This is a genomic window from Candidatus Tumulicola sp., assembly GCA_036490475.1.
GTDB lineage: Bacteria > Vulcanimicrobiota > Vulcanimicrobiia > Vulcanimicrobiales > Vulcanimicrobiaceae > Tumulicola.
Map to the genome: position 1 here is coordinate 1,571,139 of DASXDT010000006.1, position 22,897 is coordinate 1,594,035.

Here is a 22,897-nt window from a genome sequence, read left to right on the forward strand (position 1 = left end):
CAGTCATCCGAAGGCGCCTTGGACGCGTTATACTGCTGGAATGGGTGCGCGAGCGATGCGATTGATCTACCGCTATGCTTGGCTGACCCGAGCCAGCCACTGGCTCTGGGCGCTTGCGTTTGCCGTGCTCGTCTCGAGCGGTCTGCAGATTTTCAACGCCTCTCCGAACCTGGACGCTTCCGATAAAAGCAATGCGGCGCGGCGCGTCTTGGCGATCGGTGCGCCGTCGGACGGCGTCGGCACGACGACGATTTTCGGACATACGTTTTTTACCACCGGATGGCTGGGCTGGACCGACGACGGCCAAGGATCGCAGGGCTTACACGCCTTTCCGGCCTGGATCACGATCCCGGGCAACCAAGATCTCGCCGGGGGGCGCCGCTGGCATTTCTTTTTCGCGTGGATCGGCGGACTGAGTTGGCTGGTCTGGCTGATTTCCGCATGGAGGAAGGGCAGTCTGCGAGATCTCGTCTTGCGCCCATCGGATATTCCGAAGCTGTGGCCGATGCAGGCGTATTATTTTCACCTGCGGCGCGAGCCTCCGCCGCACGGCGTGTACAATCCGCTGCAAAAGTTTTCGTACACGGCGATCTTGTTCGCGATCGCGCCGTTCGTCGTGCTGACCGGGCTAGCGTTGTCGCCGGGCATAGACGCGATCGCTAATCCATTGACGTGGCTGTTAGGCGGACGGCAGTTCGCGCGGCTGTGGCACTTCGTGGGCATGGGATTGTTGCTGGCGTTTTTCGCGGTGCACGTGTTTCAGGTAGCGACGCAAGGCGTCGTCAATCAGATGCGTGCGATGATCACCGGCTGGTACAAGTTGGATGAGCGAGAGGTGACCGGCCCGTGAAGCGTCGCTTGTTTTTGGCATCATCGATCTCGGCGGCGCTGGCCGGCTGCGGTCCGATCGCCAACACCGTCGCCAACAATCCGGCGTGGCAGAAAGTACTCGAATCGGTCGAGCCGCTCGATCATGCGTTGATCGGCACGCGCGGTTTGGCGCGTGAGTACGCCGATTCGGCGGTCGATCGCAACTTTCGCGTCAACGGCTTTGCGACGCCGGACGATTCGCACTACGTGCGATTGGCCGCGCACGGCTTCGTCGATTACAAGCTGGTCGTCGATGGCGCGGTCGATCGGCCGCGCACGTTTGCCTATTCGCAGTTGCTGCGCATGCCGCGCCAGACACAAACGACGAGACACGATTGCGTTGAGGGATGGAGTGCGATCGGCAAATGGAGCGGCGTACGCCTAGCCGATATTCTCGACGCCGCCGGCGTGCGTCGCGACGCGCGCTATGCTATTTTTCACTGTTTAGATAACGACGGCAGCGGCACGCTGTATTACGAATCGCTGGATCTGCATCAGGCCTATCATCCGCAGGCGTTGCTGGCTTTGACGCTCAACGACGCGCTACTCGATCCCGCGCATGGGGCGCCGGTGCGGCTGCGCGTTCCCACGCAACTGGGCTACAAGAGCGCGAAATGGGTCGCGCGCATCGAGCTAGCCTCGTCGTTTGCGAGCGTCGGCGGCGGACGCGGCGGTTATTGGGAAGACCAGGGCTACGAGTGGTACGCGGGCATCTAACGCCCTAGGGCGCGCGGTGCGGCCGATGGCGCATCCGCTCGGGTCGTTCGACGGTTATCGCCAGCGGAGGACGCAGTTCTTGAGCAATCGACAAGTTTTACAACCGCACCCCGGTCATCCGATTACGGTCGAGCCCGCGAAGGGCCGCGTGGTCGTGACCGTTGCCGGTAAGAAGGTCGCCGACTCGCGCAATGCGTTGGCGCTGCGCGAGGCCCAATATCCGGTCGCGCATTACATTCCGCTCGCCGACGTCGACCACAGCCTGATCGCGAAGACCGAGCACACGACGTGGTGCCCGTACAAAGGTGAAGCGTCCTATCATTCGATTTCGCACGGTGGTGCACGGAGCGAAAACGCGATCTGGACCTACGAGGCTCCGCACGATGCGGTGGCCGCGATCAAAGGTCACGTCGCGTTTTATCCGGATCGCGTCGACTCGATCGAAGTTTCGGATGATTGATCCGTTGGAAGAAGCGATACTGATCGAGACGACCGAAGGCGGCTTATTCCAGTCGCGGGTCACGACTGAGGACACGACGTTCATCATCGACGAGCCGGTTGAAATGGGCGGACTGGCTTCCGGTCCGAATCCCTATGACTTGCTCGCCGCCGCACTCGGCGGCTGTACCGCCATGACGATGAAACTGTACGCGAAGCGCAAACAGTGGCCGCTCGAGCACGTCAAGGTGCGCGTGTTGCACGAGCGTGACGGTCTGAACGGCCGCGACAAGTTTACGCGACAGATCGAATTGACCGGCCAACTCGACGACGAACAAAAAGAGCGGCTGCTGGCGGTCTCGCTCAAGTGTCCGGTACACAAGACGATTTCGAGCGGCGCCGACATCGAGACGCTGATCGTCCCGGCTTCGTCGGACCGGGAGGTCGAGTCCCATTGCGCGCACGCGATCGACTGCATGGAAGCCGCGACGGCGACACCCTGACGCCAACGCCCGAACGCCCTTAACGAGGAAGCTCCTCGTTCGCTCGCGTAGCTGCCGCCATGCGCCGATTGTTGACGACTGCCGCCCTTTTTGCATTGGCGGCTTCGCTGTGTCTGCCCGTGACGGCCGAAGAGCCGCCGCACCCGACGTTCTCACCGCTCGCACCCGGTTCGGTGGTGCAGAGCCAAGTCGTGTACCTCGCCGGTCAGGCGATGCACAGCCAGTGGCGCGGTGTGATCAGCAAACGCGCCGTCGGTAAGAGCTCCGGCACGACGTTTTATCAGTGGTATCTTTCGATTTACCAGATTGACGACACGACGTATCGTTTACGGTATCAGTCGCCACGTGACGGTGGGCCGCTCTCGAAGGTCGAGAAAGCCTCCGTTGGCGATATGTGGTACCCGTTGCAGTCGGCGGAGATCGTCGACAGTGCGATGCTGATGCAGCCCGCGGTGGAGCAGTTGATCGTTTCTTCGCACGAAACCGGCGCGGACTGCGGATCGGCCACCGTCACGGTGCTTCGCACGAATTCGGCCGGCAAGGTCGTTCCGGCGGTGACGATTCAGAACAACTGCGATTTGAAGGTGCGTGTATCGCGAGGGACCGGCGGCGTGTCCGACGCGTTGATTCTTAACGGGCCGTACTACAACTCGACCGCGCCGAATTGCTGCCCGACGAAGGCGAAGGCTGTCGCGACGCTGCGTTATCGCAACGGTACGTGGATCGAGCAGCCGAAATACTTCACCCTGTACCCGAACGCGTTTCCACATTAATCTCGGCATACGTGAGTTCGACGAAGCCTTCGTCTCGTACGACGATCTAACGCGGCTTCTCAACGACGCCTATCGGCCGTTAGCCGAAATGGGCCTCAACTACGTGGCCGCCACACAGGATGCGTCGGTGACGCGCGCGCGCGTCGCGGCGGCATCTGCCTGCTGGATCGCGTATCGAGCGCACGATCTCGTCGGCACGGTCTGTTACTACGCCGGAGGTCATGGCGCGGATGGACCGGCCCGGTATACGAATGCCGACGTCGCCCACTTCGGCCAGTTTGCGGTGATCCCGCGCCTTCAAGGTACGGGCGTGGGTTCTGCTCTACTCGACGTCGTGGAGCGGAAAGCGCTGGCCGATCGTAAGTCGGAAATTGCGTGCGATACCGCCGAGCTGGCCACCGAACTGATCGGCTTCTATCAGAAGCGCGGGTTTCGAATCGTGGAGCGCCATCGCTGGCCGCACGCGCGCTATGTGAGCGTCGTTTTAAGCAAGAGCCTCCATGATTCGACCCAAGGCTCGAAGTAGCTCGCCGTCAGTGTGTTTGACCACTGTAGCGAAATTGAACTAAGTCTAGTTCACTGGTTCACAATTCGCTAACACCGTTTTCGATCGATTTTGATGCGATCCACCGATCGACTGTGGATAGACGGGACAACTGGCGAACATTTTCTCATGTAAGAGCCCGAACGTAGTCCGAAGCCGTACGGAAGGTTAGAATTCCGTCCGATTTGCGTGTTGCCGAAATGTGAACGAGTGGACTTAGTCTAGTCCGAATTCCGTACGGTGCAAATTTATGCTATCGCCTCCGTCAATCGACCAATACGAGCCGCAACCATGTGACGAGCCGGAATAACCAACGCTCTCCGCGCGGATGCCTACATCCGGAATATGCCGAATTGCGTCCGCGGCTGCGGCGCATGCGCCGCGGCATCTAAACCAATCGCCAGAACGCGCCGTGTATCCAAAGGATCGATGATCCCGTCGTCCCACATGCGGGCCGTCGAATAATACGGCGAGCCTTCGCGTTCGTATTTCTCTAAGATCGGCGCTTCGAACGCCGCCTTCTCTTCAGCAGTCATGCCGCCGCGAACGGTCGACAAAACGCTCGCAGCTTGCGGCCCACCCATCACGCTGATGCGCGCGTTGGGCCACATCCAGAGCTGGCGCGGCGAGTAGGCGCGTCCGCACATGCCGTAGTTGCCGGCTCCGAAACTGCCGCCGATCACGACCGTAAACTTCGGCACCTCAGCACACGCGACGGCCATCACCAATTTCGCGCCGTCTTTGGCGATGCCGCGATTCTCGTACTCGCGTCCGACCATGAACCCGGTAATATTCTGCAAGAACAACAGCGGTGTGCCGCGCTGCGCGCACAACTCGATAAAATGCGCCCCCTTGAGAGCACTCTCGCTAAACAAAATGCCGTTATTGGCCAAAATCCCAACCGGATGTCCGTCGATCCGCGCGAACCCACACACAAGCGTCGTGCCGTACCGCGCCTTGAACTCGTGAAACTCCGATGCGTCGACCAGCCGCGCGATAATTTCGTGTACGTCGTAACCGACTCGACTATCCGAAGGGATAACGCCATACAACTCGCGCGGATCGAATGCCGGATCCACCGGCTCGACGCGATCCCATTGCTGCGGGAGCTCCAGATGCAGATTGCGCACGATCTCACGCACCATCGCCAGCGCTTGATTGTCGTCGTTGGCGAAATGGTCGGCCACACCGGAAACGCGGGTGTGCACGTCGGCACCGCCCAAATCTTCGGCCGAAACTTCCTCACCCGTGGCAGCCTTCACCAACGGCGGACCGCCTAAGAAGATCGTTCCGTTACCCTTCACGATCACGGTTTCGTCGCTCATCGCGGGAACGTACGCACCGCCGGCCGTGCACGAACCCATCACGGCAGCGATCTGCGCGATACGTTTGCTTGACATGCGCGCTTGATTGTAAAAGATGCGGCCGAAATGTTCGCGATCCGGAAATACGTCGGATTGCAACGGCAAGAACGCTCCGCCCGAATCGACCAAATAAATGCACGGCAAGTGATTCTGCTCGGCGACTTCTTGCGCGCGCAAATGCTTCTTGACCGTCATCGGGTAGTACGTACCGCCCTTAACGGTGGCGTCGTTCGCGACGATGACGCAATGCACGCCTTCAACGATACCGATGCCGGTGATGATGCCGGCCGACGGAGAGTCGTCGGAATACATGCCGCCGGCGGCCAGCGCCGAAAATTCCAAAAACTCGGAGCCGGGGTCGACCAGCCGGTCGATCCGTTCGCGAGCCGGCAGCTTGCCGCGCGATCGATGCTTGGCGACCGACTCCTCACCGCCGCCGGCGCGCACCGCGGCCAGCCGCGCGCGCAGCTCGGTTACCGAAGCGCTCATGCGCTCGAAATTGCGATCGAACGATTCGTCGCGCGCGAGACGCGATTCCAAGACGGCCATCGGCCAGGCCGTTCGGCGCTTGGCCGCCTCGTTCCGGCGCTGCCATACGACCCCGGCGAGCTTCGTGAAGCGCCGGTTAGATGTCGCTGCCACACCGGCTCCAACCTGAAGCCGAGTGCTATACTGCACCCAATGGCAATCGCGCAAACGACCGCCGATTTTGGCGGCATGAATCGTCCGCAAGGGCGTTTGGACGCGACCACCGCTCTGCTGCCGTTCGAAGGGCCGCTGACGGAGCGTTCGGCCGCACATTTACTGCGGCGCGCCGCCTTTGGCGGAACGCCCGAAGAAGTCGCCCGCTATGCAGCGATGAGCCCGGCCGCGGCCGTCGATTCGCTCGTTCGCTATCCGCAGTTGCGTGTCGACCCGCCGAGCGATCTCTACAGTCCGACTTCCCAGCTAGAACAATACGGACCGGGCGGCTTGCGTTCGCTCGGCATCATGCAGCGCAAGGACCTCAACAAAGACATCCGGCGCCAAGAGCACGGATCGACGCTGTCGATGCAGGTCTGGTGGCTCAACCGCATGCTCGCATCGCCGGCGCCGCTGCAAGAGAAGATGACCCTGTACTATCACGGTCACTTCACCTCGACCGTCATTCGCAAGGGCATTTCGCCCGCGATGATGTTCGATCAGCAGCAACTGTTTCGGCAATATGCGCTCGGCAATCTTCGCGATCTCACCAAGGCCGTGGCCAAAGATCCGGCGATGCTCAGATATCTCGACAACGCTCGCAACTCGGTTTCGGAAAATAACGAAAACTTCGCGCGCGAGTTGATGGAACTGTTCACGCTTGGGGTCGACCACTATACAGAAGAGGACGTGCGCAACTCGGCGCGCGCTTGGACCGGCTGGAAGGTCAATAAAATTACCGAACAAGCGTCCTTCGATCCGGCCGCACATGACAACGGTTCCAAAACGTTCCTCGGGCAGACCGGCAACTTCGACGGCGACGACATCGTCAACATCATTTTCTCGCAGCAGCAGTGCGCGCGATTCTTCGCGACTAGCCTGCTCAATAATTTCGTCTACAACGACCCCGAGCCGGAGCTGGTCGACAGTCTCGCGGCCGTCATTCGCAAGAACGACTATAATCTCGAGCCGGTCATGGCGACGTTGCTGCGTAGCCGCGTGTTCTTCTCGCCGCGCGCCTATCGCGCATTGGTGAAGAGCCCGGTCGAGTTCGTGGTCGGCGCCTATCGGACACTCGGCATCGACAAGCTCGACGGTACCGTACTGCCGATTCTTCGCGAAACCGGACAGATGCTGTTCTATCCGCCCAACGTCGCCGGTTGGCCGGGCGGTGCGAACTGGATCACGAGTGCCACGATGATCGCGCGTCAAAACTTCCTCAAACGCATCGCCAACTCGCAGACCCTCGAACAATCGACGTGGCTGAAATCGATTCCGATGCACCCCACGACGGTGGCGCAAACCCTCTCTTCGGGAATCTTGCAAGGCGACGTCGCGCCCGCCTCGATGCATCAAATCGATTCGTATCTCGCCGGTGCGGGATCGGCGGCGCTGGCGGCGCTGACGATCGAAAACTACGACGAACGCGTGAGCGGCGCGACCTTTTTAGCTATGGCAACGCCCGCCTACCAACTCAACTGACTGCAGGCCAAAATGAAACGTCTTAATTTTCTAGCGGGAACGCTTTCCGGACTCAGCGTGGTCGCAAGCGGCGATCATTTCTTCGCCAAGGCGCTCGCGCAATCGCCGCTGCCCGGTTTACCCGGCGGCGACAATCGTACGCTAGTGCTGGTGAATCTCATCGGCGGTAACGACGGTCTGAACTGCGTCGTACCGCACGGAAATTCCCAATACTATCGCGTGCGTCCGTCGCTGGCGATCGCATCGAGCGATGTGTTGCACATCAACTCGCAGGTCGGCTTCAATCCGAGGATGCGTTCGCTGAAGGGCTTATACGATAAGGGAATGGTCGCGGTGGTTCAGGGCGTCGGTTATCCGGACCCGAATCATTCGCACTTCCGTTCGAGCGAAATCTGGCAGACCGCTGCTCCCGAAACGTACATGCACACCGGATGGCTCGGGCGGTATCTCGACTCGGCCGGCTTACCCGATAAAAATTTGTTCAAGGGCGTCGCGATCTCGCAAGTGCTGCCGGAAGCGCTGGTATCGGAGCGCATAGACGTTCCGACGATCGCCAACCTCAATCACTACGGTTTGGTGTCCGATCAGGATCCCTATTCGCGCAATGCGTTTGCGCAGGATGCGCACGATCGCAGCCTACTCTTTCAATCGCCGTATCTCGGCCAGGTGATGCAGATCGAAGATCACGCGCAACGCGGTTCCGAAGAGTTGCCGCACCTGATCGGCGGCTACCGCACGCAGGCATCCTACCCGTCGTCGACGATTGGAAAGAGTCTCGCGCTGGCGGCACAGATCATCGGCAGCAACATCGGTACCCGAGTGCTCTACGTCTCGCACGGTTCGTTCGATACGCACGTGAACCAAGTCCAGACACAGAACAATCTGCTCGGCCAGCTGTCCGACGCGCTGTCGGCCTTCTACACCGACCTCGCAGCGCACGGGAACGACAAGCGCGTGCTCACCATGACGTTCTCAGAGTTCGGACGGCGCATTGAAGAGAACGGCGCGCGCGGTACCGATCACGGCGAAGCTTCACCGCTCTTCATGGTTGGCGGCGGAGTCAAGGGCGGAGTATACGGCTCCGATCCGGATCTCAACAACACCAACATGGGCAATGTCAAGTTCAGCACGGATTTCCGTAGCGTGTATGCAACGGTACTCGAGCGTTGGCTCGGACGCCCGTCGGCCCCCGTCCTGGGCGGTCAGTTCTCGAAGCTTCCGATCTTAGCCTAAAGTCGCTTCGGCGGCATCGTAGGTTCTCGGTTGCATGTCGTGCAAAACACGGCGGCATGCAACCGATGGAACGCATCGCCGGCCGTTCCTCCATTCTCTTTCTCGGCAGCGGTGGTGCGCGCTTCGTCGTTGCACGGCAACTGCGTTCGTCGGCCGGAATGTGGATACGGTTTGGCGACACGCAAATCCACGTCGATCCCGGTCCAGGCGCCTTAGTACGGGCGCTCTCGCACGTTCCACCGTGCAATCCGCGCGAACTCGAAGCGATCGTTCTTTCGCACAAACATCTCGACCACTCCGGCGATGTCAACGCGCTGATCGAAGCCATGACGTCGGGCGGTTTTCGCCGTCGCGGACAAATTCTGGCGCCGGCCGATGCCTTCGAACACGGCGCCGTCGTGCTTGCGTACTCGCAACGGTATGCCGGAACGGTCGTGCGCCTCGAACCATCTTCCGGGCCATACGCGATTGGTGATGTCGAACTGCGTACGTCGATGCCGCATCTGCACGCGGTGCAGACGTACGGCATGCATTTCACGTACGGCGGCTTGCGCGTCGCGTACCTACCGTGCGGCCGCTTCTTCACCGGCCTCGCCGAAGACTACGCACAGCACAAACCCGACGTGCTGGTCATTAACGTTCTTCGCTACCGCGATGACGCCAAGGTCGACCATCTCACGTTCGATGGTGCGCGATCGATTGTCGAAGCCGTTCGTCCAAGGGTCGCGATCATGCAGCATTTCGGAACGAAGATGCTCGAAGCGCAGCCGCGTCATTTGGCCCAAGAGTTGGAAGACGAACTGGGGCTGCGCGTGATCGCCGCCCACGACGGCTTGACTGTCGATCTCGACACCGAGGTTGCCGCGGTTGGCGTTTGAGATTACCCGGCCAGCCGATACATCGGTCGCGCAGTTTTTCCAGTGCAGCGAACGCGAGAATCTCAAGACGTTCTACGGCTTCTCGGTCATTTGGCACGAGCAGTCGCACGATTTCGCCGCGATCGACGCGGGCGAGACCGTCGGCGCCCTGACGATCCGGATCGCCGCCTCATTGGCGCACATCGAGCGTCTGTTCGTGCAAACGGCGAATCGGCGCGTAGGCATCGGTCGCGGATTATTGGCCAACGCCGAGGACATCGCGAACTACTACAACTGCCACAAGATGACGGTGCTCGTTCCGTCCGGCAGCGCAGCCCAGCGATTTTTCGAAGCCTGCGGATATCACCAGGAAGCGCTGCTGCCGCAGCATACGTTCAAGATCGATATGTCCGTACTCCGTAAATTTTTATTGTAAGGGAACCATGATCCACCGATCCGTCGTGGCTACCATTGCGCTCGCTCTGGCGGGTTGTTCGTCGGCCGCATTGCCAAATTCGACCGCGTCAAGCGCCGGAGCGGTGCGTTCGCTGGCCCGCGCGGCTCGCACGTTCGCGCCTAGTAGGGCCGCAGTAATCCCGGCTGACAAAGCGCCCTGGAAGGGCGCGTCGTGTACGTTTCGCCGACCTCCACCGGATATACGTACGTGTATCCGGGCGCACCGCACGCGCCCAGGAAAACGCTGTATTCGTTCGATCTCTATCCCGGTGTCGAAAACTCGATTCAGATCGACACAAAGCAGAACGTCTACTTCGCCGATTCGTACTCGACGTGGGTATACGAATACGCTCCCGGTACGAATACGCCGGTCAAGAGTTTCCCGACCACACAATCACCGTACGATATTGCTCTACGCGGCAATACGCTGTACGTCTTTGAGGGTCAGTTGAGCGGCGGGATCGCGGACATTGCGATCTACGAGAACGGAAGTACGAAGCCGACGCGGACGCTAGCGGACGGGAACGTTCAGTATCCGTCCGGCCTAGCAGTCGACCAGGTCGGCAACGTGTTCGTCGGTTACGAAGGGCCGAGTTTTACGTCGGGCATCGGTGAGTTCGTGCGTGGCAAAGGCTCGATGAAAGTTTTGAACTCGAACGTGCTGCCGCTCGCACTCGCGATTGACGGTGCGGGGAATCTATTGGCTGACGTGGTGTCCGCAGGCTCGAACTCGAGCATCCAAACCTATCCGCCGGGGAAAACGAGCCCGAGCAAATCGATCGATAATCTGCCCTGGCTCTATCAGTTCTCGCTGACGGCCGACGGCAAGCATTTCTATGCGGGCGACTCTGGATACAACGCGACATCGTATCAATACTACACGTATCCGGGCGGCAAGCTGGTGTACACGTATGCAGTGCCGGGCGCATTTGCAGGCGTGGCCGGCATCGCTGCTGCGCCGTCGCTAGTCGTTGGAAAGTGGTAACGAGCGCGCGTCCTGGGCAACCGCCCGACGTTGCAGGAACGGCGAGCTCGAGGGGCACGAGTTCGGGTAGTTAGCCGATCCTGTGGAACCGCGGCGGCTGATGACTGTCGCGCTGGTGCGGGCGCGCGTCGCCCTGTGAATTCTGGGGCGGTGCCGCGCCTTTGCGTCCACCCTGCTGCTGTTGATAGGTAGGCGCCGGCGGTTGTGCGTTGCGCGGCTGGGAAGAGCGCGGCTGCGGCTGCGGTTGTTGATAGCGAGCCGGCGGCGGCTGTTGCGGGTAGCGCTGCTGCACTTGTTGCGGGTAGCGCTGCGGATACTGCGGCGTCGCGTAGCGCGGAGCCGGCTGAGCGTACCGCGGCGCGACGTTCGCCGGAGCGAACGCACGAGCCGGTGCATAGGCGCGGGCCGAAGCCTGTTGCACCGGTCGCGGCAATCCCGGGAGCGTCTGAGTACTGCGCAGTTCGGCTTGTACGCGCGGGTGGTTGCGCGCCGATCCGTTGTAGAGGTATACCGAGCCGTTCTTGCTGTCGGCGGTAACGACAGGACCGCCGCCGCGCACGGTGGCTTGCGTCATGTTCGTGCCGTTATGCACTTGCGTGCCGTCGTGAAAGCTCGACACGATGTGTCCCGAACCGCTGTGTGCGCCGATTTGCGCGCTTCCGCGAACGCCCAGCGCCACGTTGCCGTGCACCGATTCGAACCGTGCTAAGCCCGCCTGAAACGATCCGTTGTCGTATACGATCGAGCCGTATTGGCTGCTGGCCTCGATCTGATGCGACGTGCAGCCGCGAAACAGCATGTTGCCGGTGGCCGTACGCACGCGCAAACGATCGAAGGTCGAGTTGTTAGCGCGTACCTGGCCGTCGACCGCTTCGGCGTAGCCGCTGCCGTGCACGTGATTCATCGTGATGCCGCCGTTATCGACGTGTGCGATGAACGCGCCGTTGTAGTTGCGGAGATTGTACTGTCCGGTTCCCACGTGCGCCGTCACCAATGCGGTGCCGCGGGGCACCATGATGGTTGTGTTACCGTGCCCTTGCGCGACGACGGCGTCGTGCGTCGAACCTTGCAGTTGCGGCATCACGAACGACTCTTCGGGAAGCGTCACGTTGCCGTGTGATGTCGAGACGTTCTGCGACCAGGCGGTGTACTGATGCGACAAATTCGGATCGACCGCCGATGCGGGCACGTGTCGCACGTTCACCGTTCCTTGGGTCTGCACGCTCACGTCGGGCCGGTCCCAGGTTTGCACGTTCAACGTGCCGCTGTCGAGTTGGACGTTCAGAACCGGATTGGGTCCCACCGAGACGGACTGGTCGGCCAATGCAGCCGCCGCGGGCACGGCGGCCCAGCAGAGAACTGCGAACGCGAACATCTGGCCCCAGCGCGCGGGGCGGCGGTTGGACACGTCTCTATTGTATCTGCCTGCGGTCGCGTCCATCATGAAGGGCCGGTGAACGGTATGGCCAGCATGGGCAAGCGCACCCGAAAAAGGGCGCCGCCGCGCTCGGAACGGCCGACCGTCACCTCTCCATCGTGCACTCGGGCGATCGAACGAACGATGGCGAGCCCCAGGCCGGTGCCCGGTACGGCGCGCGAGCGGGCCTTATCGGCGCGGTAGAAGCGGTCGAAAACCAGGGGCAGCTCCTCTTCGGGCACGCCCGGGCCACTGTCGGCAACCTCGACGAAGGCGTTCGGACCCTCGCTGCTCACGTGGACGTCCACCCCGCCTTGCTCGGTGAACTTGAGGGCGTTGTCGACGAGGTTCGAGACGAGCTGGCGTAACAAGCCGGGATCCCCCAGCACGGTCGGCGTTCCGTCGTAACGGAAATCGAGGGCGAGGTGCTTTTCCTCGGCTCGGGGCTGCGCGTGCTTGGTCACCTCGCTGGCGACCTGCGCCAACGACACCGGCTCCTTGGGAACGTCGTCGCCGCGGTCGGCCTTGGCCAGCGTCAGCATGCCGTTCACCATGTCGGCCAGCGTGGCACTTTCGCTCGCGATCGTCTCGAGGCTGTCGCGCAACACTTCGGGATTGCGGTCACCCCAGCGCAGCAGCATCTGAGCGTTCGAATTGATCGACGTCAGTGGCGTCTTGAGTTCGTGCGATGCATCCGAGATGAACTGGCGCTCGCGGGCGAACGCTTCGGATAGGCGCTGCAGTAAATCGTCGAAGCTCGTCGCCAAGCGACCGATCTCGTCGCGGCGCTGCGTCCAGCGAAGACGTCGCGTTAGCCGGTCGAAACCGATCTGCCGCATTGCGTCCGACAGCTCGTTCAGCGGCGTCGTAATCTGCGCGGCCAAACCGATCGAAAACAGCACGACCGCCAGCGCGGCGCATACCAGGACCAACGCGATGGCGTCGCGCGCCCGAGCGAACGTTTGATTCAGCGCATCGAGCGGTTCGGCGACGTGCACGATTGCCGAACTATCGCCCTCGCGTAAATACCGGTCCTCGACGAGAAACGGACGCCCATCGACGGTGACGTTGCGATAGTCGGTTTGACGTTTGGCGGAGAGCGACGCATTGGGCGGAATGCTGGCATCGCCGAGATTCGCCGTTTTCGCGAGCGGATAGCCGGCCGCGGAGTCGACTTGCACGAAGCTGCTGGGCGAGCTCCAGTTAGCTAGATTGCTACTGGTAAAGAGAAATTGCAGGCTGGCCGGCGAGCTGCCCTGCACCGAAAACGGATTCGACTGCGCGGCCGATTGCACGATCGCGCGCATCGTGGCCGATACATTGGCCATCGACTGATCGTAGAGAATGCCTTGAAAGCGCCACGCGATGATGCCGCTGGTGGCCGCCAGCACGACGATCAACAGGGCCGCATACGACAACGCGATGCGCCATTTTAGTGACACGAACGGACCTTGGAATCAGTCCTTGATCGTGTAACCGACGCCGCGTACGGTCGTGATCAGTTTGTCGTCGAACCCATCGTCGATCTTGCCGCGCAGATACCGCACGTACACGTCGATCAAGTTTGAGTCGCCGAGAAAGTCGCTGCCCCACACTCCGTTGAACAGTTCGTCGCGCGTGTGTACTTTGTTGCGATGCAGCAGCAAGTACTCGAGCAGCGCGTACTCTTTGGCGGTCAGAGCGATCGGCTGGTCGCCGCGATGCACTTCGTGGCGATCGCGATCCATCACCACGTCGCGATACTCGATCACGTTCGATTGCGGCGAACGCTCGCGCAGCCGCGCGCGAACGCGTGCTAACAATTCGGGCGTCGAGAACGGTTTGGTGACGTAGTCGTCGGCGCCGACGTCCAGGCCGGCGATCCGGTCGGGAACGCGGTCTTTGGCCGTGAGCATGATGATCGGGACTTTGCTCTTGGCGCGAATGCGGCGGCACACTTCCATGCCGTCCATGCGCGGAATCATCAAATCGAGGATAACGAGGTCGGGCTCTTTGAGGGCCTTTTCTAGACCGCTGAGCCCGTCGCGAGCGACATCCACGTCGTACCGCTCGTGCTCGAGCTCGAGCTGCAGCACGCGGCTGATGGCCGCGTCGTCCTCGATGACGAGAATCTTATATGGCTGACGGTCCGCGGGTTTCTCCATGCACCACGTTTATCGACCGCGTCCGGCCTCGAACCTCTGCCGTAACATGACGGCAGATTGTGATGAGGTGAAAAGTGACAGCCACAGCGCGGTCGCCGTGCCGGCGCCCAGCCAACCCAGGACCATTACATTCGAGAGACCGGTCGCTATCGTATGGGCGATCGCGGACAGCGTGTTCACGAAAAGGGCGCCGCCACCCAAGGCGACGAGGATGACCAGCCACACGGTTACGGCCGAAACGGCACCAATGGCGATCACTTCCCACAGCGAGAACGGCGGGGCCGGGCGGTAGGCGGTGGCAGTCAGTATCGATCCGCGGAGCTCGCCGGGCGGCTCCTCCAGCGGTAATGCGAAGAGGGCTCGGTCGAGCGCATCGTCGCTGTCGTACATCATGATTCCGTTACCTCCGTGTTCCCAAGAAGCCTGCGTAGCTGCTCCTTCGCCCTGAATAAGTGTGTCTTTACCGTACCCATCGGCAGCCCCAATACCTCGGCGATCTCGTCGTACTGGCGTCCTTGTAAATGATACAACGTAATCACCGTCCTGTATTTCTCGGGTAGCTGGTCGATTGCGGTTCGCAGCCGGCGTGCTTGGTCGAGATCGATTGCCTGTTGTTCCGGCCCTGGCGTTGCGTCCGCCCGCTCCGGCATTTCCTCGTTACTGAATCGCTTTCGACGGTCCAGGCGGTCGCAGCTCGCATGGTAGACGATGGCAAAGATCCAGGTCGAGAATTTCGCGCCCGGCTTGAACGTCCGCAAGCTGCGAAAGGCCTTGAAAAATGCCTCCTGGGTAGCATCCCGTGCATCTTCAACATTTTGTAAGGTGCGATACGCCAGATGATACACGGCCCGATCGTAGCGCTCCACCAACGTGGCGAACGCTTCGGGGTGTCCGTGGAGGGTCATCGTAACCAATTCCCCGTCGGCCGGTGAGTTCGTCATTCGGCGTTCCGGCGGGGCCTCAGCGAGTACCGGCACGTCTCAAGTACGCGCGTGCGTATCGAGTTGTTTCGCCTCGACGGCATCGCACGAATTCGAAACAAGTGCGCCGCAGGGCCGTAGGTAGGGCAGACACTTTCACGGAGGCATAAACCCAAAATGGCGACTATCCCGAACACACTCCTCTCCGATCCGGCTCGCCCCACAGTGGGCGGAACCGAGCGGAACTCCGCCCAGGCGCTGCGCCCGACCTTCACCGGCTGGGGCCCGCGTATCTAACGATGAACCGCACCCCGATCGTCGCGATGCTGGTTGCAGTCGAAATACTGCTGGTCGGTATCGGAGTGTTTGCGCTTCAAGGCGGGCATGCATTTTCGGCGCAACGCGGCGGCGGTTGGACCGCCGGCCCGATCGCGCCCATCGCCGCCGGCGGCGCCCCACAGATCGAGGTCGACGACTCAGATTCTCGCGTTGACGTAGCGGTATCGAACGACGGCCTGGTGCACGTCGCGGACCGTTCGCACGCCGATCTCATGTGGGGCGGCCACATACAACCGCTGCACGTGAGCCGAACCGCCGGCGGCGTTTCGATCTCGCGAGCGCACTCCGATTCGTTCGGCGCACACATTCAGATTGGTTTTTCGGATCAACGTATCGAAGTCGACGTTCCGCCCGGCGCACATCTCAAGATCGTACGCTGCTCGGGCGCAACGCTGACCGGCGTTCGCGGCGGTGCCGAAGTGCATTCGCAAGACGGACGCATCACGCTGACCGACGTTCAGGGCGACGCACTGACGGCGCAATCGGATGACGGAAGCATCCATCTCGACGGCGTGACGGCGGCTTCGCTGGACGCACACTCGAGCGACGGACGCATCGTCGCTAAAGGTTTGACACTCACGGGCTCGGCGCCGCACGCGTCGCTGCAAACGGACGACGGTTCGATCGACGCCGGCGGTTCGTTCCCCGCAAATGGTTCATACGACGTCTCGACGAGAGACGGCTCGATTCGGCTCGCGCTCCGGCGCGACGCCGACCTCACGGTCGACGCATCAACTAGCGACGGACGCATCTCCGTAGACGGAAAGAATACCGCCCACGGCGATGGCGACGGCGCACATCACACGGTCCGCCTCGGGAACGGCTCGGGAAATCTCCGGGCATCGAGCGACGACGGATCGATTAACATTCTTACAAACGGAGCGGTCTAAGATCATGGATGGCACAGTCGTACCTGTTTTCGTGATTCTCATCGTTGTCGGCGCGCCGATTGCCGCGTGGGTTGTCACCCGCGTCCTCGCGCACCAAGAACGAATGGAAATGCTCAAGCGCGGCTTCGTTCCGCCGCCCGATCCGCACGCAATGCGGCACGCGGCGAAGTGGGGCATGAAATCCGGCTGGGTGCCGGGACCTGGGCCGGGGCCCGGGCCGGGCGCTTCGGTTCCGCCTCCGGGATGGAGCCCCGCCGCCTACGATCCGTCGTTCCAAGCGCAAGCCCATCTGCGCAAAGGCGTTCAGGTCGCCTTCATCGGCTTGGCGCTGCTGATCGGCCTCTCGTTCATCGGGCACCACGCGTTCGGACCGTGGCTGCTCGGCGGACTCATCCCGCTGTTCGTCGGCATCGCCCAGATCATCACTGCGATCATGGGGGGAGCCCAGTTCGGACAGTTGCCCGGTGTAGGCTGCTCGCCGTCCGAATCGCAGTACAGCGCCGGGGCGCCGCAGGCGCCGACGGCGCCGACCGGCCCGCCTCCGCCGCCCTCTTCGTACGGCGGCTGGCGTCCGACCGGCATGACCGAGATCGAGCCGCCGGCTTCGCCGCCCGACCGTCGCTAGAAGCGATCGATCCAAACAAAAAATGCCGCCGGATTTCCGGCGGCATTTTCGTTAGTGGTGGTGGTTATGAAAAAGTGAAGAGGACGTTACTTGCAGGATACCAGAGCCATCGCCCAGCCTGCGGAGGTACGCGTTCGGACGAGATATCCGTCGGCGGTTCGGTCGTACACTTGATAACCAGCGCGGAGCGCATCCGCTAACGATTTGAAAACGAGTAGACCAGCCATCTGCGGAGCCCTCCTTTCGAGTTCTTACTGCTCTATACCGTATAACGCACGAAGCTGCAAGACGGTTAGGGCAAATTCGCGGATTTTTTTTAGAATTAGGAGAAATATGAGGGAAATGCAGCCGGCGCTCGATCACAACGCTCGCGTACACGTCACATCCGTCATCGATCGGCGCGTCGTTGCGCCCGGCGTGATTTCTCTAGGATTTCGCGCGCCCGAACTCGCACGCGCGGCGCGCGGCGGGCACTATGTGATGGCGGTTCCTCCAACCGGCGAAGCGGCCGCCGTCGCGCTCGGAATCTACGAAGCAGACGACAATCGTATCAGCTTGTTGTTTTTCTTGACGGGCAAGCGAACGCGTGAGTTGGGCGCGTTGCGTCCGGGCGACGAGCTATCGATGTTCGGCCCGCTGGGTAACGGCTTCGATCTCACCAAGCCTCCGAAGCGCGCCACGATCGTTGCGGGAGGCGTCGGCATCGCATCGGTATTACTGGCTGCCGAGGAGTTGTTGCGCGCCGGTTCGCGTGTGGAACTGCTGTATGGCGCCCGGTCGTCCGCCTACTTGGTCGACGCCAAGCGGTTCGCGCGGCTCGGCTGCGACGTTGCCGTATCGACCGACGACGGCAGCGCCGGGCATCATGGTTTTGTCACCCAGCTGCTCGAGCAGCGCAAGCCTCCCGAATTGTTGCTGGCCTGCGGTCCATCTCCGATGTTGCGCGCCGTTGCCGCGTCGGCGGCTCGCATGGGCGTGCGAGCGCAACTTTCACTCGAGGAAACCTTTGCGTGCGGCGTCGGCGGCTGCTGGGGTTGCGTGGTGCCGCTCTCGGCAGAGAGCGCGCAAGCGCCGAGTTTCCCGCCAGGCGATCGCGGCGGCAGCGACGTCGTGTACGCACGAATCTGTAAGGAGGGTCCGGTCTTTTGGAGCGACGAGCTGCGGTGGTAGCATGACGGCGATCGCAATGCCCGATCTGTCGGTGCGCCTGGGCAAACTCGAATTGCCGTATCCGACGCTGATGGGCAGCGGCTGCTACGGTTCGGGCGACGAGTTCGCCTCGTTCGCCGATTTACGCAAGATCGGCGCGGTGGTGCTCAAGAGCGTCACGCGCGAGCCGCGGCTCGGCAATCCGACGCCGCGCCTGGTGCACGTTGCCGCCGGAATGCTCAACGCGATCGGATTACAGAATCCGGGCATCGATTGGTATCTCGAACACGACGTGCCGAAGTTTGCCGGACGTCCGTGCGTCCTGATCGGCAGTGTCGCCGGCTTCTCGATCGACGATTACGCCTACGTTTGCGAACGCTTGGCATCGCGCGACGAGATCGCTGCGATCGAAGTGAACATTTCGTGTCCGAACGTGGCCAGCGAAGGCGAGACGTTCGCGTGCGATCCGCGCCTGACGGAAAAAGTCGTGCGCGCCGTGCGTTCGACCACCGATAAAACGCTGATCGTCAAACTGTCGCCCAACGTCACCGACATCGCTGGCATCGCGCGGGCGGCCGAGGCGGCCGGCGCCGATGCGCTGGCGGTCGTCAACACCGTGCGCGGCATGGCGATCGACGTCGAGACATGGCGTCCGCGTCTGGGGAACGTCACGGGCGGCCTGTCGGGCCCGGCGATTCGGCCGATCGCCGTGTTGGCAGTGTACGAAGTCGCGCGCGCGGTGAAGATTCCGATCGTGGGACAGGGTGGAATCGAAACCGTCTCCGATGCGCTGGAGTTTCTCCTGGCGGGTGCGAGCGCAATCGGAATCGGAACCGCGAATTTTACGGACCCGCGCGTACCGGAACGCATCGTAGCCGGGCTATCGGACTACTTACAGCGGCGCGGCTTGTCCACGATTGCCGAGTTGACGGGCAAAGCCAACGTCGGGCGCTTGAGCGCCGCACAAATCGAAGGAGATGCTGGATAGTATGGCACCGCAACTCATCGTCGCGCTCGACGTGCCGGACGCCGCTGCGGCCGAATCCCTGGTCGATCGCCTGTACGACCTCGACCCAATCTTCAAAATCGGACTCGAGGCGCTCTGCTCGTATCCGGAGCGCATCTTTTCATACTGCGAAGCGCGCGACGTGCGGATCTTCGTCGATGCAAAACTGCACGATATTCCGCGCACCGTCGCTGCCGCGATACGCGGCCTCGTACGGACAAACGTCAAGATCATCAACGTGCACGCGCTCGGTGGCAACGAGATGATGCAGGCGGCGGTCGAGGCGGCCGGCGAGCGTGCGGCCGAACTCGGTATCGCGGCACCGAAGATCTTCGCCGTCACGATTCTTACCAGCATCGCACCGGAAGATCTCAACGAGCTGGGTCTACAAGGCGGCCCGGGAGAAAATGCGACGCGACTCGCGGCGCTCGCGCGCGATGCGGGTTGTGCCGGCGTCGTGTGCGCCGTGCCGGAAGTACGCGACTTGAAAAACTTCTTCGGAGAAAACTTTCTGACGCTGACGCCCGGCATCCGGCCTCGCGGCAGCGATCACAACGATCAGAAGCGCGTGGTGACGCCGGCCGACGCCGCCGCCGCCGGCGCCGATTACGTCGTTGTCGGACGACCGATCACACAGACCGAAGATCCGCTAGCTGCAGCGCGCGCGATTCTCGACGAATTAGACGGCGTTGCCGTCGTGTGAGCATTTCAGCCGAACTCACGCAGCGGTTGGCCGAACGTGGCGCGTTGCTGCAGGGTCATTTCCGGCTAAGCTCCGGACGTCACAGCGATCGCTACATTTCGAAGTTCAGAATTCTCGAAGATCCTAAGCTCGTCGAACCGCTCGCGGCCGAAATCGCGCGCGCCTTTGCCGATGCGCGTCCAACGGTCGTGGTGAGTGCCGCCGTCGGCGGAATCGTGCTGGGTTACGAAACGGCGCGCAGCCTCGGCGTTAGCGGAATTTTCGTCGAAAAAGAAGATGGGCGCGCCGTGTTGCGTCGAGGCTTTGCGTTGAACGCACGCGATCGCGTGCTAATCGTGGAAGACGTCGTCACCACAGGATTATCGGTGCGCGAGGTGATCGACGTCGTGCGTGCGACCGGCGCGCAGGTGGTCGGCGTCGGTGCGATCGTAGTGCGCGGGACCGCTGAATTCGGCGTTCCGACCGTCGCACTACTGCACATGCCGTTGGAATCGTACGATCCGAGCGAATGTCCGTTGTGCGCCGCGGAGGTTCCGATCGACGATCCCGGCTCGCGCCGGACTTGACCCCGAGCGTCCGAACCGGAAACGCCGCCGACTGGCCGTTCGTCAGCGATCTCGGGCGGCGAACCGCGTCGAGCAGCATCGCTTCGGTGCGACCGGCGCCGGAGCGTTTCGTGGTGAATGCGTTCGACCGGCTGATCGACACGATTCGAGCTCAATCGCACGTGGTGCTGATCGCCGAGGTAGACGGCCGCCCGGCGGGGTTTTTGCTGATGCTCGACGGGCTGCCGGACGACGTGACCGGCTTGCCGCAAGCGTTCGTGGCGTATATGGCGGTCGAACCGCAGTTGCAGCGCTCCGGCATTGGTGCGGCACTGTTGCAAGCGGCCGAGCGTAAAGCAATCGAGCTAGGCCTGCCGTATATAGCCCTCATGGTAACCGAGGAGAACACCGCGGCGCAGGCGCTGTACGGAAGCGGCGGCTACGCCACCGAGCGGCGGCTGTTGAGTAAACGGCTCTGAACCCGCAGCTCTGGCGGCGCATCGCCTGGATCGTCGCCGGTCTGTGCGTTTTGCTGGCAGCCGTTTGGGTGGCCGCACACATTCCGCGTACGATCTCGATCTTCACGATTGCGGCGTTCATCGCGTTCGGTGTCGGTCCGGTCGCACGCCGCCTCGAGAAGCACATGCCCAAACCGTTAGCGATCGCCGCGGTGTTCGCGGTGTTGTTTCTTGCGATCGCCGTCGCGATGTTGTTCGTGGTGCCGCTGACGATCGATCAAGTGCAGCTGCTGGCGACCAACCTTCCTAGTTACGCGACTGCGGCGCAAAGCTTTATCGGCGGCGCGCAGCACTCATTGTCCGAGCACTTCCCGCAGCTGCAGCTTCCCCAAGCCAACCTCAGCGTCTCGTCGTTCACCGGGACCAAGCTGACCGGATTCGTCGCCGCGGCGCTTGCTTCGCTGGGAACCATCGCGATCAACACCGCCGCCGGACTGTTCGTCGCCTTTTCGGCGATCATTCTGTCGTTTTTCTTCCTGCTCAACGACTCGCAGATCGTCGAGTGGTTCGCCGGGATGTTTCCGCCCAACAAGCGCGAGACGGCGCGTAAGCTTTCGGCCGAAGTAACGCAGCTGTTCGGCAACTATATCGCGGGTCAGATCGCGGTGAGCGCGATCACCGGTTTCGTGATCGCGGTAGCGAGCGCGGCGATCGGCTTTAAATTCTCGCTGATTCTGGGCATCATCTCGGCGGTCGCATACGCGATCCCGATCATCGGCATGCTGATCGCGGAAATCGTCGCCGTTCCCATGTGTTTGCCGCAAGGCGTATGGATGGTGCTCTGGGTGCAAGTGATCATGTTCGGAATGGCGCGCATCAGCGATAACGTGCTGGTTCCGAAGATCATGGGCCAATCCGTCGGCGTCTCGCCGATCGGCGCGATGTTCGCAGTGTTCGCCGGGGGCGAGCTGTTCGGGATCCCGGGGTTGATTCTCGGGATCCCGGTCGCTGCGTTAATAAAGATCCTATGGCGCTATTTCATGGCGCCGTGGCTGCACGCGCAGCTGGATCGAAACTAACCTTTCGAACCTCTGAATACGCGCGAGGCATTACCAGGGTACTGGTAGCGCATCACCTTCGTCAGATCGATTCCGCGAATGATGCTGGCTGAGTGGTACGCGAGACCCCATGAATCGATCGACGACATATCCGGGAAGATACACGCTTCCAGAACTTGATCCGTGGATTTGTTGTTGACCCAGCCGCCGCCGGCAGCGTTGATTCCACCGAAGAGGTCGCTTCCGCCAAGCGTACTGCAGTAGCACGACGCGGGATTACCGCTGCACGAGCCTAACGGCGGCGGGAACAGATACGCCAGAGCGGCCAACGTCGGTTTGGTGGTGTACAGGGTCGAGAGCAGGATGTGAATGCGCGATCCACCGCTGGTGGTGGTGTCGGTGTATTGGCAGAACTTTGCCTGTCCCGAAAGCTGCAACTCCGACGACGGATCGTTGGTGCCGTACACCGGAACGCGCGTGTACACCGTACCGCCGGTTTGTTTGCAATAGGCCGCGGCTTTCGATTCGTCGGGCGAGACGGCGTTGGAAACTTGGATGTGCGCGGCCGCTGCGGCGTTCATCTGGGTGGGGGCCGGCTGATGTAAGCCGGATGCAGCGACAGCATTCGATCCGGCGATGCCGGACGATTGTGGGCTGGTATTGTAATTTCCGGCGCAGCCCGTTGCAATAACTGCAACGGCGACAGCGGCCGCAAATGATAACTTCATGCGGGCTCTCCT

The 22,897-nt window shown here is 61.7% G+C and carries 26 protein-coding genes; 19 read left to right on the forward strand and 7 right to left on the reverse strand.

Features of this window, described 5'->3' with window-relative positions; genetic code table 11:
- Positions 1 to 40 precede the first annotated feature (40 nt).
- From VGF98_14950 to VGF98_14975, 6 genes are all read left to right on the forward strand, one after another.
- Positions 41 to 850, forward strand: coding sequence for a cytochrome b/b6 domain-containing protein (locus VGF98_14950; GenBank protein ID HEY1682942.1), 810 nt, complete (start codon positions 41 to 43; stop codon positions 848 to 850).
- The gene (locus tag VGF98_14955; GenBank protein HEY1682943.1) at positions 847 to 1,587 is read left to right on the forward strand and encodes a molybdopterin-dependent oxidoreductase; all 741 of its coding nucleotides are present in this window, start codon (positions 847 to 849) and stop codon (positions 1,585 to 1,587) included. Before VGF98_14950 ends, VGF98_14955 begins: the two co-directional genes overlap by 4 nt.
- 79 nt (positions 1,588 to 1,666) lie before the next feature.
- Positions 1,667 to 2,047 carry a DUF427 domain-containing protein gene (locus VGF98_14960; protein ID HEY1682944.1) on the forward strand — a complete coding sequence of 127 codons (381 nt, stop codon included), beginning with the start codon at positions 1,667 to 1,669 and terminating at the stop codon, positions 2,045 to 2,047.
- Positions 2,040 to 2,528: an OsmC family protein gene (locus VGF98_14965; GenBank protein HEY1682945.1), complete on the forward strand. Its 489-nt coding sequence runs from the start codon at positions 2,040 to 2,042 to the stop codon at positions 2,526 to 2,528. Before VGF98_14960 ends, VGF98_14965 begins: the two co-directional genes overlap by 8 nt.
- Positions 2,529 to 2,587: 59 nt before the next feature.
- Positions 2,588 to 3,301: a hypothetical protein gene (locus tag VGF98_14970; GenBank protein ID HEY1682946.1), complete on the forward strand. Its 714-nt coding sequence runs from the start codon at positions 2,588 to 2,590 to the stop codon at positions 3,299 to 3,301.
- Positions 3,302 to 3,404: 103 nt separating this feature from the next.
- Positions 3,405 to 3,827 carry a GNAT family N-acetyltransferase gene (locus VGF98_14975; protein HEY1682947.1) on the forward strand — a complete coding sequence of 141 codons (423 nt, stop codon included), beginning with the start codon at positions 3,405 to 3,407 and terminating at the stop codon, positions 3,825 to 3,827.
- A gap of 350 nt (positions 3,828 to 4,177) precedes the next feature.
- On the opposite strand, the gene VGF98_14980 is transcribed toward VGF98_14975, so the two are convergent.
- Positions 4,178 to 5,887 (reverse strand): carboxyl transferase domain-containing protein, encoded by a 1,710-nt coding sequence (locus tag VGF98_14980; protein HEY1682948.1) that lies wholly within the window; start codon positions 5,885 to 5,887, stop codon positions 4,178 to 4,180.
- Positions 5,888 to 5,890: 3 nt separating this feature from the next.
- Here VGF98_14980 and VGF98_14985 point away from each other — a divergent pair, with 3 nt between their 5' ends.
- The 5 genes from VGF98_14985 (at position 5,891) to VGF98_15005 (ending at position 10,903) form a co-directional block, all read left to right on the forward strand.
- A complete protein-coding gene (locus VGF98_14985) occupies positions 5,891 to 7,372 on the forward strand; it encodes a DUF1800 domain-containing protein (GenBank protein HEY1682949.1) in 1,482 nt (493 codons plus the stop codon).
- A gap of 12 nt (positions 7,373 to 7,384) precedes the next feature.
- A complete protein-coding gene (locus tag VGF98_14990; protein HEY1682950.1) occupies positions 7,385 to 8,605 on the forward strand; it encodes a DUF1501 domain-containing protein in 1,221 nt (406 codons plus the stop codon).
- A 56-nt stretch (positions 8,606 to 8,661) separates the two neighbouring features.
- Positions 8,662 to 9,483 carry an MBL fold metallo-hydrolase gene (locus VGF98_14995; protein HEY1682951.1) on the forward strand — a complete coding sequence of 274 codons (822 nt, stop codon included), beginning with the start codon at positions 8,662 to 8,664 and terminating at the stop codon, positions 9,481 to 9,483.
- Entirely contained in the window at positions 9,473 to 9,898 is a 426-nt protein-coding gene (locus VGF98_15000) for a GNAT family N-acetyltransferase (GenBank protein ID HEY1682952.1), read from the forward strand. The genes VGF98_14995 and VGF98_15000 overlap by 11 nt, the downstream gene beginning before the upstream one ends.
- A 192-nt stretch (positions 9,899 to 10,090) precedes the next feature.
- Complete coding sequence (locus VGF98_15005; protein HEY1682953.1) at positions 10,091 to 10,903, forward strand: hypothetical protein; 813 nt, start codon at positions 10,091 to 10,093, stop codon at positions 10,901 to 10,903.
- A 70-nt stretch (positions 10,904 to 10,973) separates the two neighbouring features.
- On the opposite strand, the gene VGF98_15010 is transcribed toward VGF98_15005, so the two are convergent.
- From VGF98_15010 to VGF98_15030, 5 genes are read right to left on the reverse strand one after another with little or no spacing between them, the layout of a single operon-like run.
- The gene (locus tag VGF98_15010; protein HEY1682954.1) at positions 10,974 to 12,311 is read right to left on the reverse strand and encodes a DUF4097 family beta strand repeat-containing protein; all 1,338 of its coding nucleotides are present in this window, start codon (positions 12,309 to 12,311) and stop codon (positions 10,974 to 10,976) included.
- Between the two features lie 32 nt (positions 12,312 to 12,343).
- Entirely contained in the window at positions 12,344 to 13,762 is a 1,419-nt protein-coding gene (locus VGF98_15015; GenBank protein HEY1682955.1) for a HAMP domain-containing sensor histidine kinase, read from the reverse strand.
- A gap of 15 nt (positions 13,763 to 13,777) precedes the next feature.
- Positions 13,778 to 14,464, reverse strand: coding sequence for a response regulator transcription factor (locus VGF98_15020; GenBank protein HEY1682956.1), 687 nt, complete (start codon positions 14,462 to 14,464; stop codon positions 13,778 to 13,780).
- Positions 14,465 to 14,473: 9 nt separating this feature from the next.
- Entirely contained in the window at positions 14,474 to 14,857 is a 384-nt protein-coding gene (locus VGF98_15025; protein ID HEY1682957.1) for a hypothetical protein, read from the reverse strand.
- Entirely contained in the window at positions 14,854 to 15,405 is a 552-nt protein-coding gene (locus tag VGF98_15030) for a sigma-70 family RNA polymerase sigma factor (protein ID HEY1682958.1), read from the reverse strand. The genes VGF98_15025 and VGF98_15030 overlap by 4 nt, the downstream gene beginning before the upstream one ends.
- A gap of 278 nt (positions 15,406 to 15,683) precedes the next feature.
- Here VGF98_15030 and VGF98_15035 point away from each other — a divergent pair, with 278 nt between their 5' ends.
- The 8 genes from VGF98_15035 to VGF98_15070 all read left to right on the forward strand — a co-directional run bounded on the left by VGF98_15035 (position 15,684) and on the right by VGF98_15070 (position 22,178).
- On the forward strand, positions 15,684 to 16,613 hold the full coding sequence (locus tag VGF98_15035) for a DUF4097 family beta strand repeat-containing protein (protein ID HEY1682959.1): 930 nt from the start codon (positions 15,684 to 15,686) through the stop codon (positions 16,611 to 16,613).
- A 31-nt stretch (positions 16,614 to 16,644) separates the two neighbouring features.
- Positions 16,645 to 17,238 (forward strand): hypothetical protein, encoded by a 594-nt coding sequence (locus VGF98_15040; protein ID HEY1682960.1) that lies wholly within the window; start codon positions 16,645 to 16,647, stop codon positions 17,236 to 17,238.
- Positions 17,239 to 17,580: 342 nt separating this feature from the next.
- Positions 17,581 to 18,408: a dihydroorotate dehydrogenase electron transfer subunit gene (locus VGF98_15045; protein HEY1682961.1), complete on the forward strand. Its 828-nt coding sequence runs from the start codon at positions 17,581 to 17,583 to the stop codon at positions 18,406 to 18,408.
- Between the two features lies 1 nt (position 18,409).
- Positions 18,410 to 19,375, forward strand: a complete 966-nt coding sequence (locus VGF98_15050) for a dihydroorotate dehydrogenase (protein HEY1682962.1) — start codon at positions 18,410 to 18,412, stop codon at positions 19,373 to 19,375.
- 1 nt (position 19,376) lies between these two features.
- Entirely contained in the window at positions 19,377 to 20,096 is a 720-nt protein-coding gene (gene pyrF / locus VGF98_15055; GenBank protein HEY1682963.1) for an orotidine-5'-phosphate decarboxylase, read from the forward strand.
- Positions 20,093 to 20,662 carry an orotate phosphoribosyltransferase gene (pyrE, locus tag VGF98_15060; GenBank protein ID HEY1682964.1) on the forward strand — a complete coding sequence of 190 codons (570 nt, stop codon included), beginning with the start codon at positions 20,093 to 20,095 and terminating at the stop codon, positions 20,660 to 20,662. The genes pyrF and pyrE overlap by 4 nt, the downstream gene beginning before the upstream one ends.
- Positions 20,659 to 21,120 (forward strand): GNAT family N-acetyltransferase, encoded by a 462-nt coding sequence (locus VGF98_15065; protein HEY1682965.1) that lies wholly within the window; start codon positions 20,659 to 20,661, stop codon positions 21,118 to 21,120. Before pyrE ends, VGF98_15065 begins: the two co-directional genes overlap by 4 nt.
- A 50-nt stretch (positions 21,121 to 21,170) precedes the next feature.
- Positions 21,171 to 22,178, forward strand: a complete 1,008-nt coding sequence (locus VGF98_15070) for an AI-2E family transporter (protein HEY1682966.1) — start codon at positions 21,171 to 21,173, stop codon at positions 22,176 to 22,178.
- On the opposite strand, the gene VGF98_15075 is transcribed toward VGF98_15070, so the two are convergent.
- Positions 22,175 to 22,885: a hypothetical protein gene (locus VGF98_15075; protein HEY1682967.1), complete on the reverse strand. Its 711-nt coding sequence runs from the start codon at positions 22,883 to 22,885 to the stop codon at positions 22,175 to 22,177. The genes VGF98_15070 and VGF98_15075 overlap by 4 nt on opposite strands.
- Between the last annotated feature and the right edge of the window lie 12 nt (positions 22,886 to 22,897).

Coding starts and splice junctions, on each gene's coding strand:
- VGF98_14950 (HEY1682942.1), top strand. CDS start 41: ATGGGTGCGCGAGCGATGCGATTGATCTACCGCTATGCTTGGCTGACC.
- VGF98_14965 (HEY1682945.1), top strand. CDS start 2,040: ATGATTGATCCGTTGGAAGAAGCGATACTGATCGAGACGACCGAAGGC.
- VGF98_14970 (HEY1682946.1), top strand. CDS start 2,588: ATGCGCCGATTGTTGACGACTGCCGCCCTTTTTGCATTGGCGGCTTCG.
- VGF98_14985 (HEY1682949.1), top strand. CDS start 5,891: ATGGCAATCGCGCAAACGACCGCCGATTTTGGCGGCATGAATCGTCCG.
- VGF98_14990 (HEY1682950.1), top strand. CDS start 7,385: ATGAAACGTCTTAATTTTCTAGCGGGAACGCTTTCCGGACTCAGCGTG.
- VGF98_14995 (HEY1682951.1), top strand. CDS start 8,662: ATGCAACCGATGGAACGCATCGCCGGCCGTTCCTCCATTCTCTTTCTC.
- VGF98_15020 (HEY1682956.1), bottom strand. CDS start 14,464: ATGGAGAAACCCGCGGACCGTCAGCCATATAAGATTCTCGTCATCGAG.
- VGF98_15025 (HEY1682957.1), bottom strand. CDS start 14,857: ATGATGTACGACAGCGACGATGCGCTCGACCGAGCCCTCTTCGCATTA.
- VGF98_15030 (HEY1682958.1), bottom strand. CDS start 15,405: ATGACGAACTCACCGGCCGACGGGGAATTGGTTACGATGACCCTCCAC.
- VGF98_15035 (HEY1682959.1), top strand. CDS start 15,684: ATGAACCGCACCCCGATCGTCGCGATGCTGGTTGCAGTCGAAATACTG.
- VGF98_15045 (HEY1682961.1), top strand. CDS start 17,581: ATGCAGCCGGCGCTCGATCACAACGCTCGCGTACACGTCACATCCGTC.
- VGF98_15050 (HEY1682962.1), top strand. CDS start 18,410: ATGACGGCGATCGCAATGCCCGATCTGTCGGTGCGCCTGGGCAAACTC.
- pyrF (HEY1682963.1), top strand. CDS start 19,377: ATGGCACCGCAACTCATCGTCGCGCTCGACGTGCCGGACGCCGCTGCG.
- VGF98_15075 (HEY1682967.1), bottom strand. CDS start 22,885: ATGAAGTTATCATTTGCGGCCGCTGTCGCCGTTGCAGTTATTGCAACG.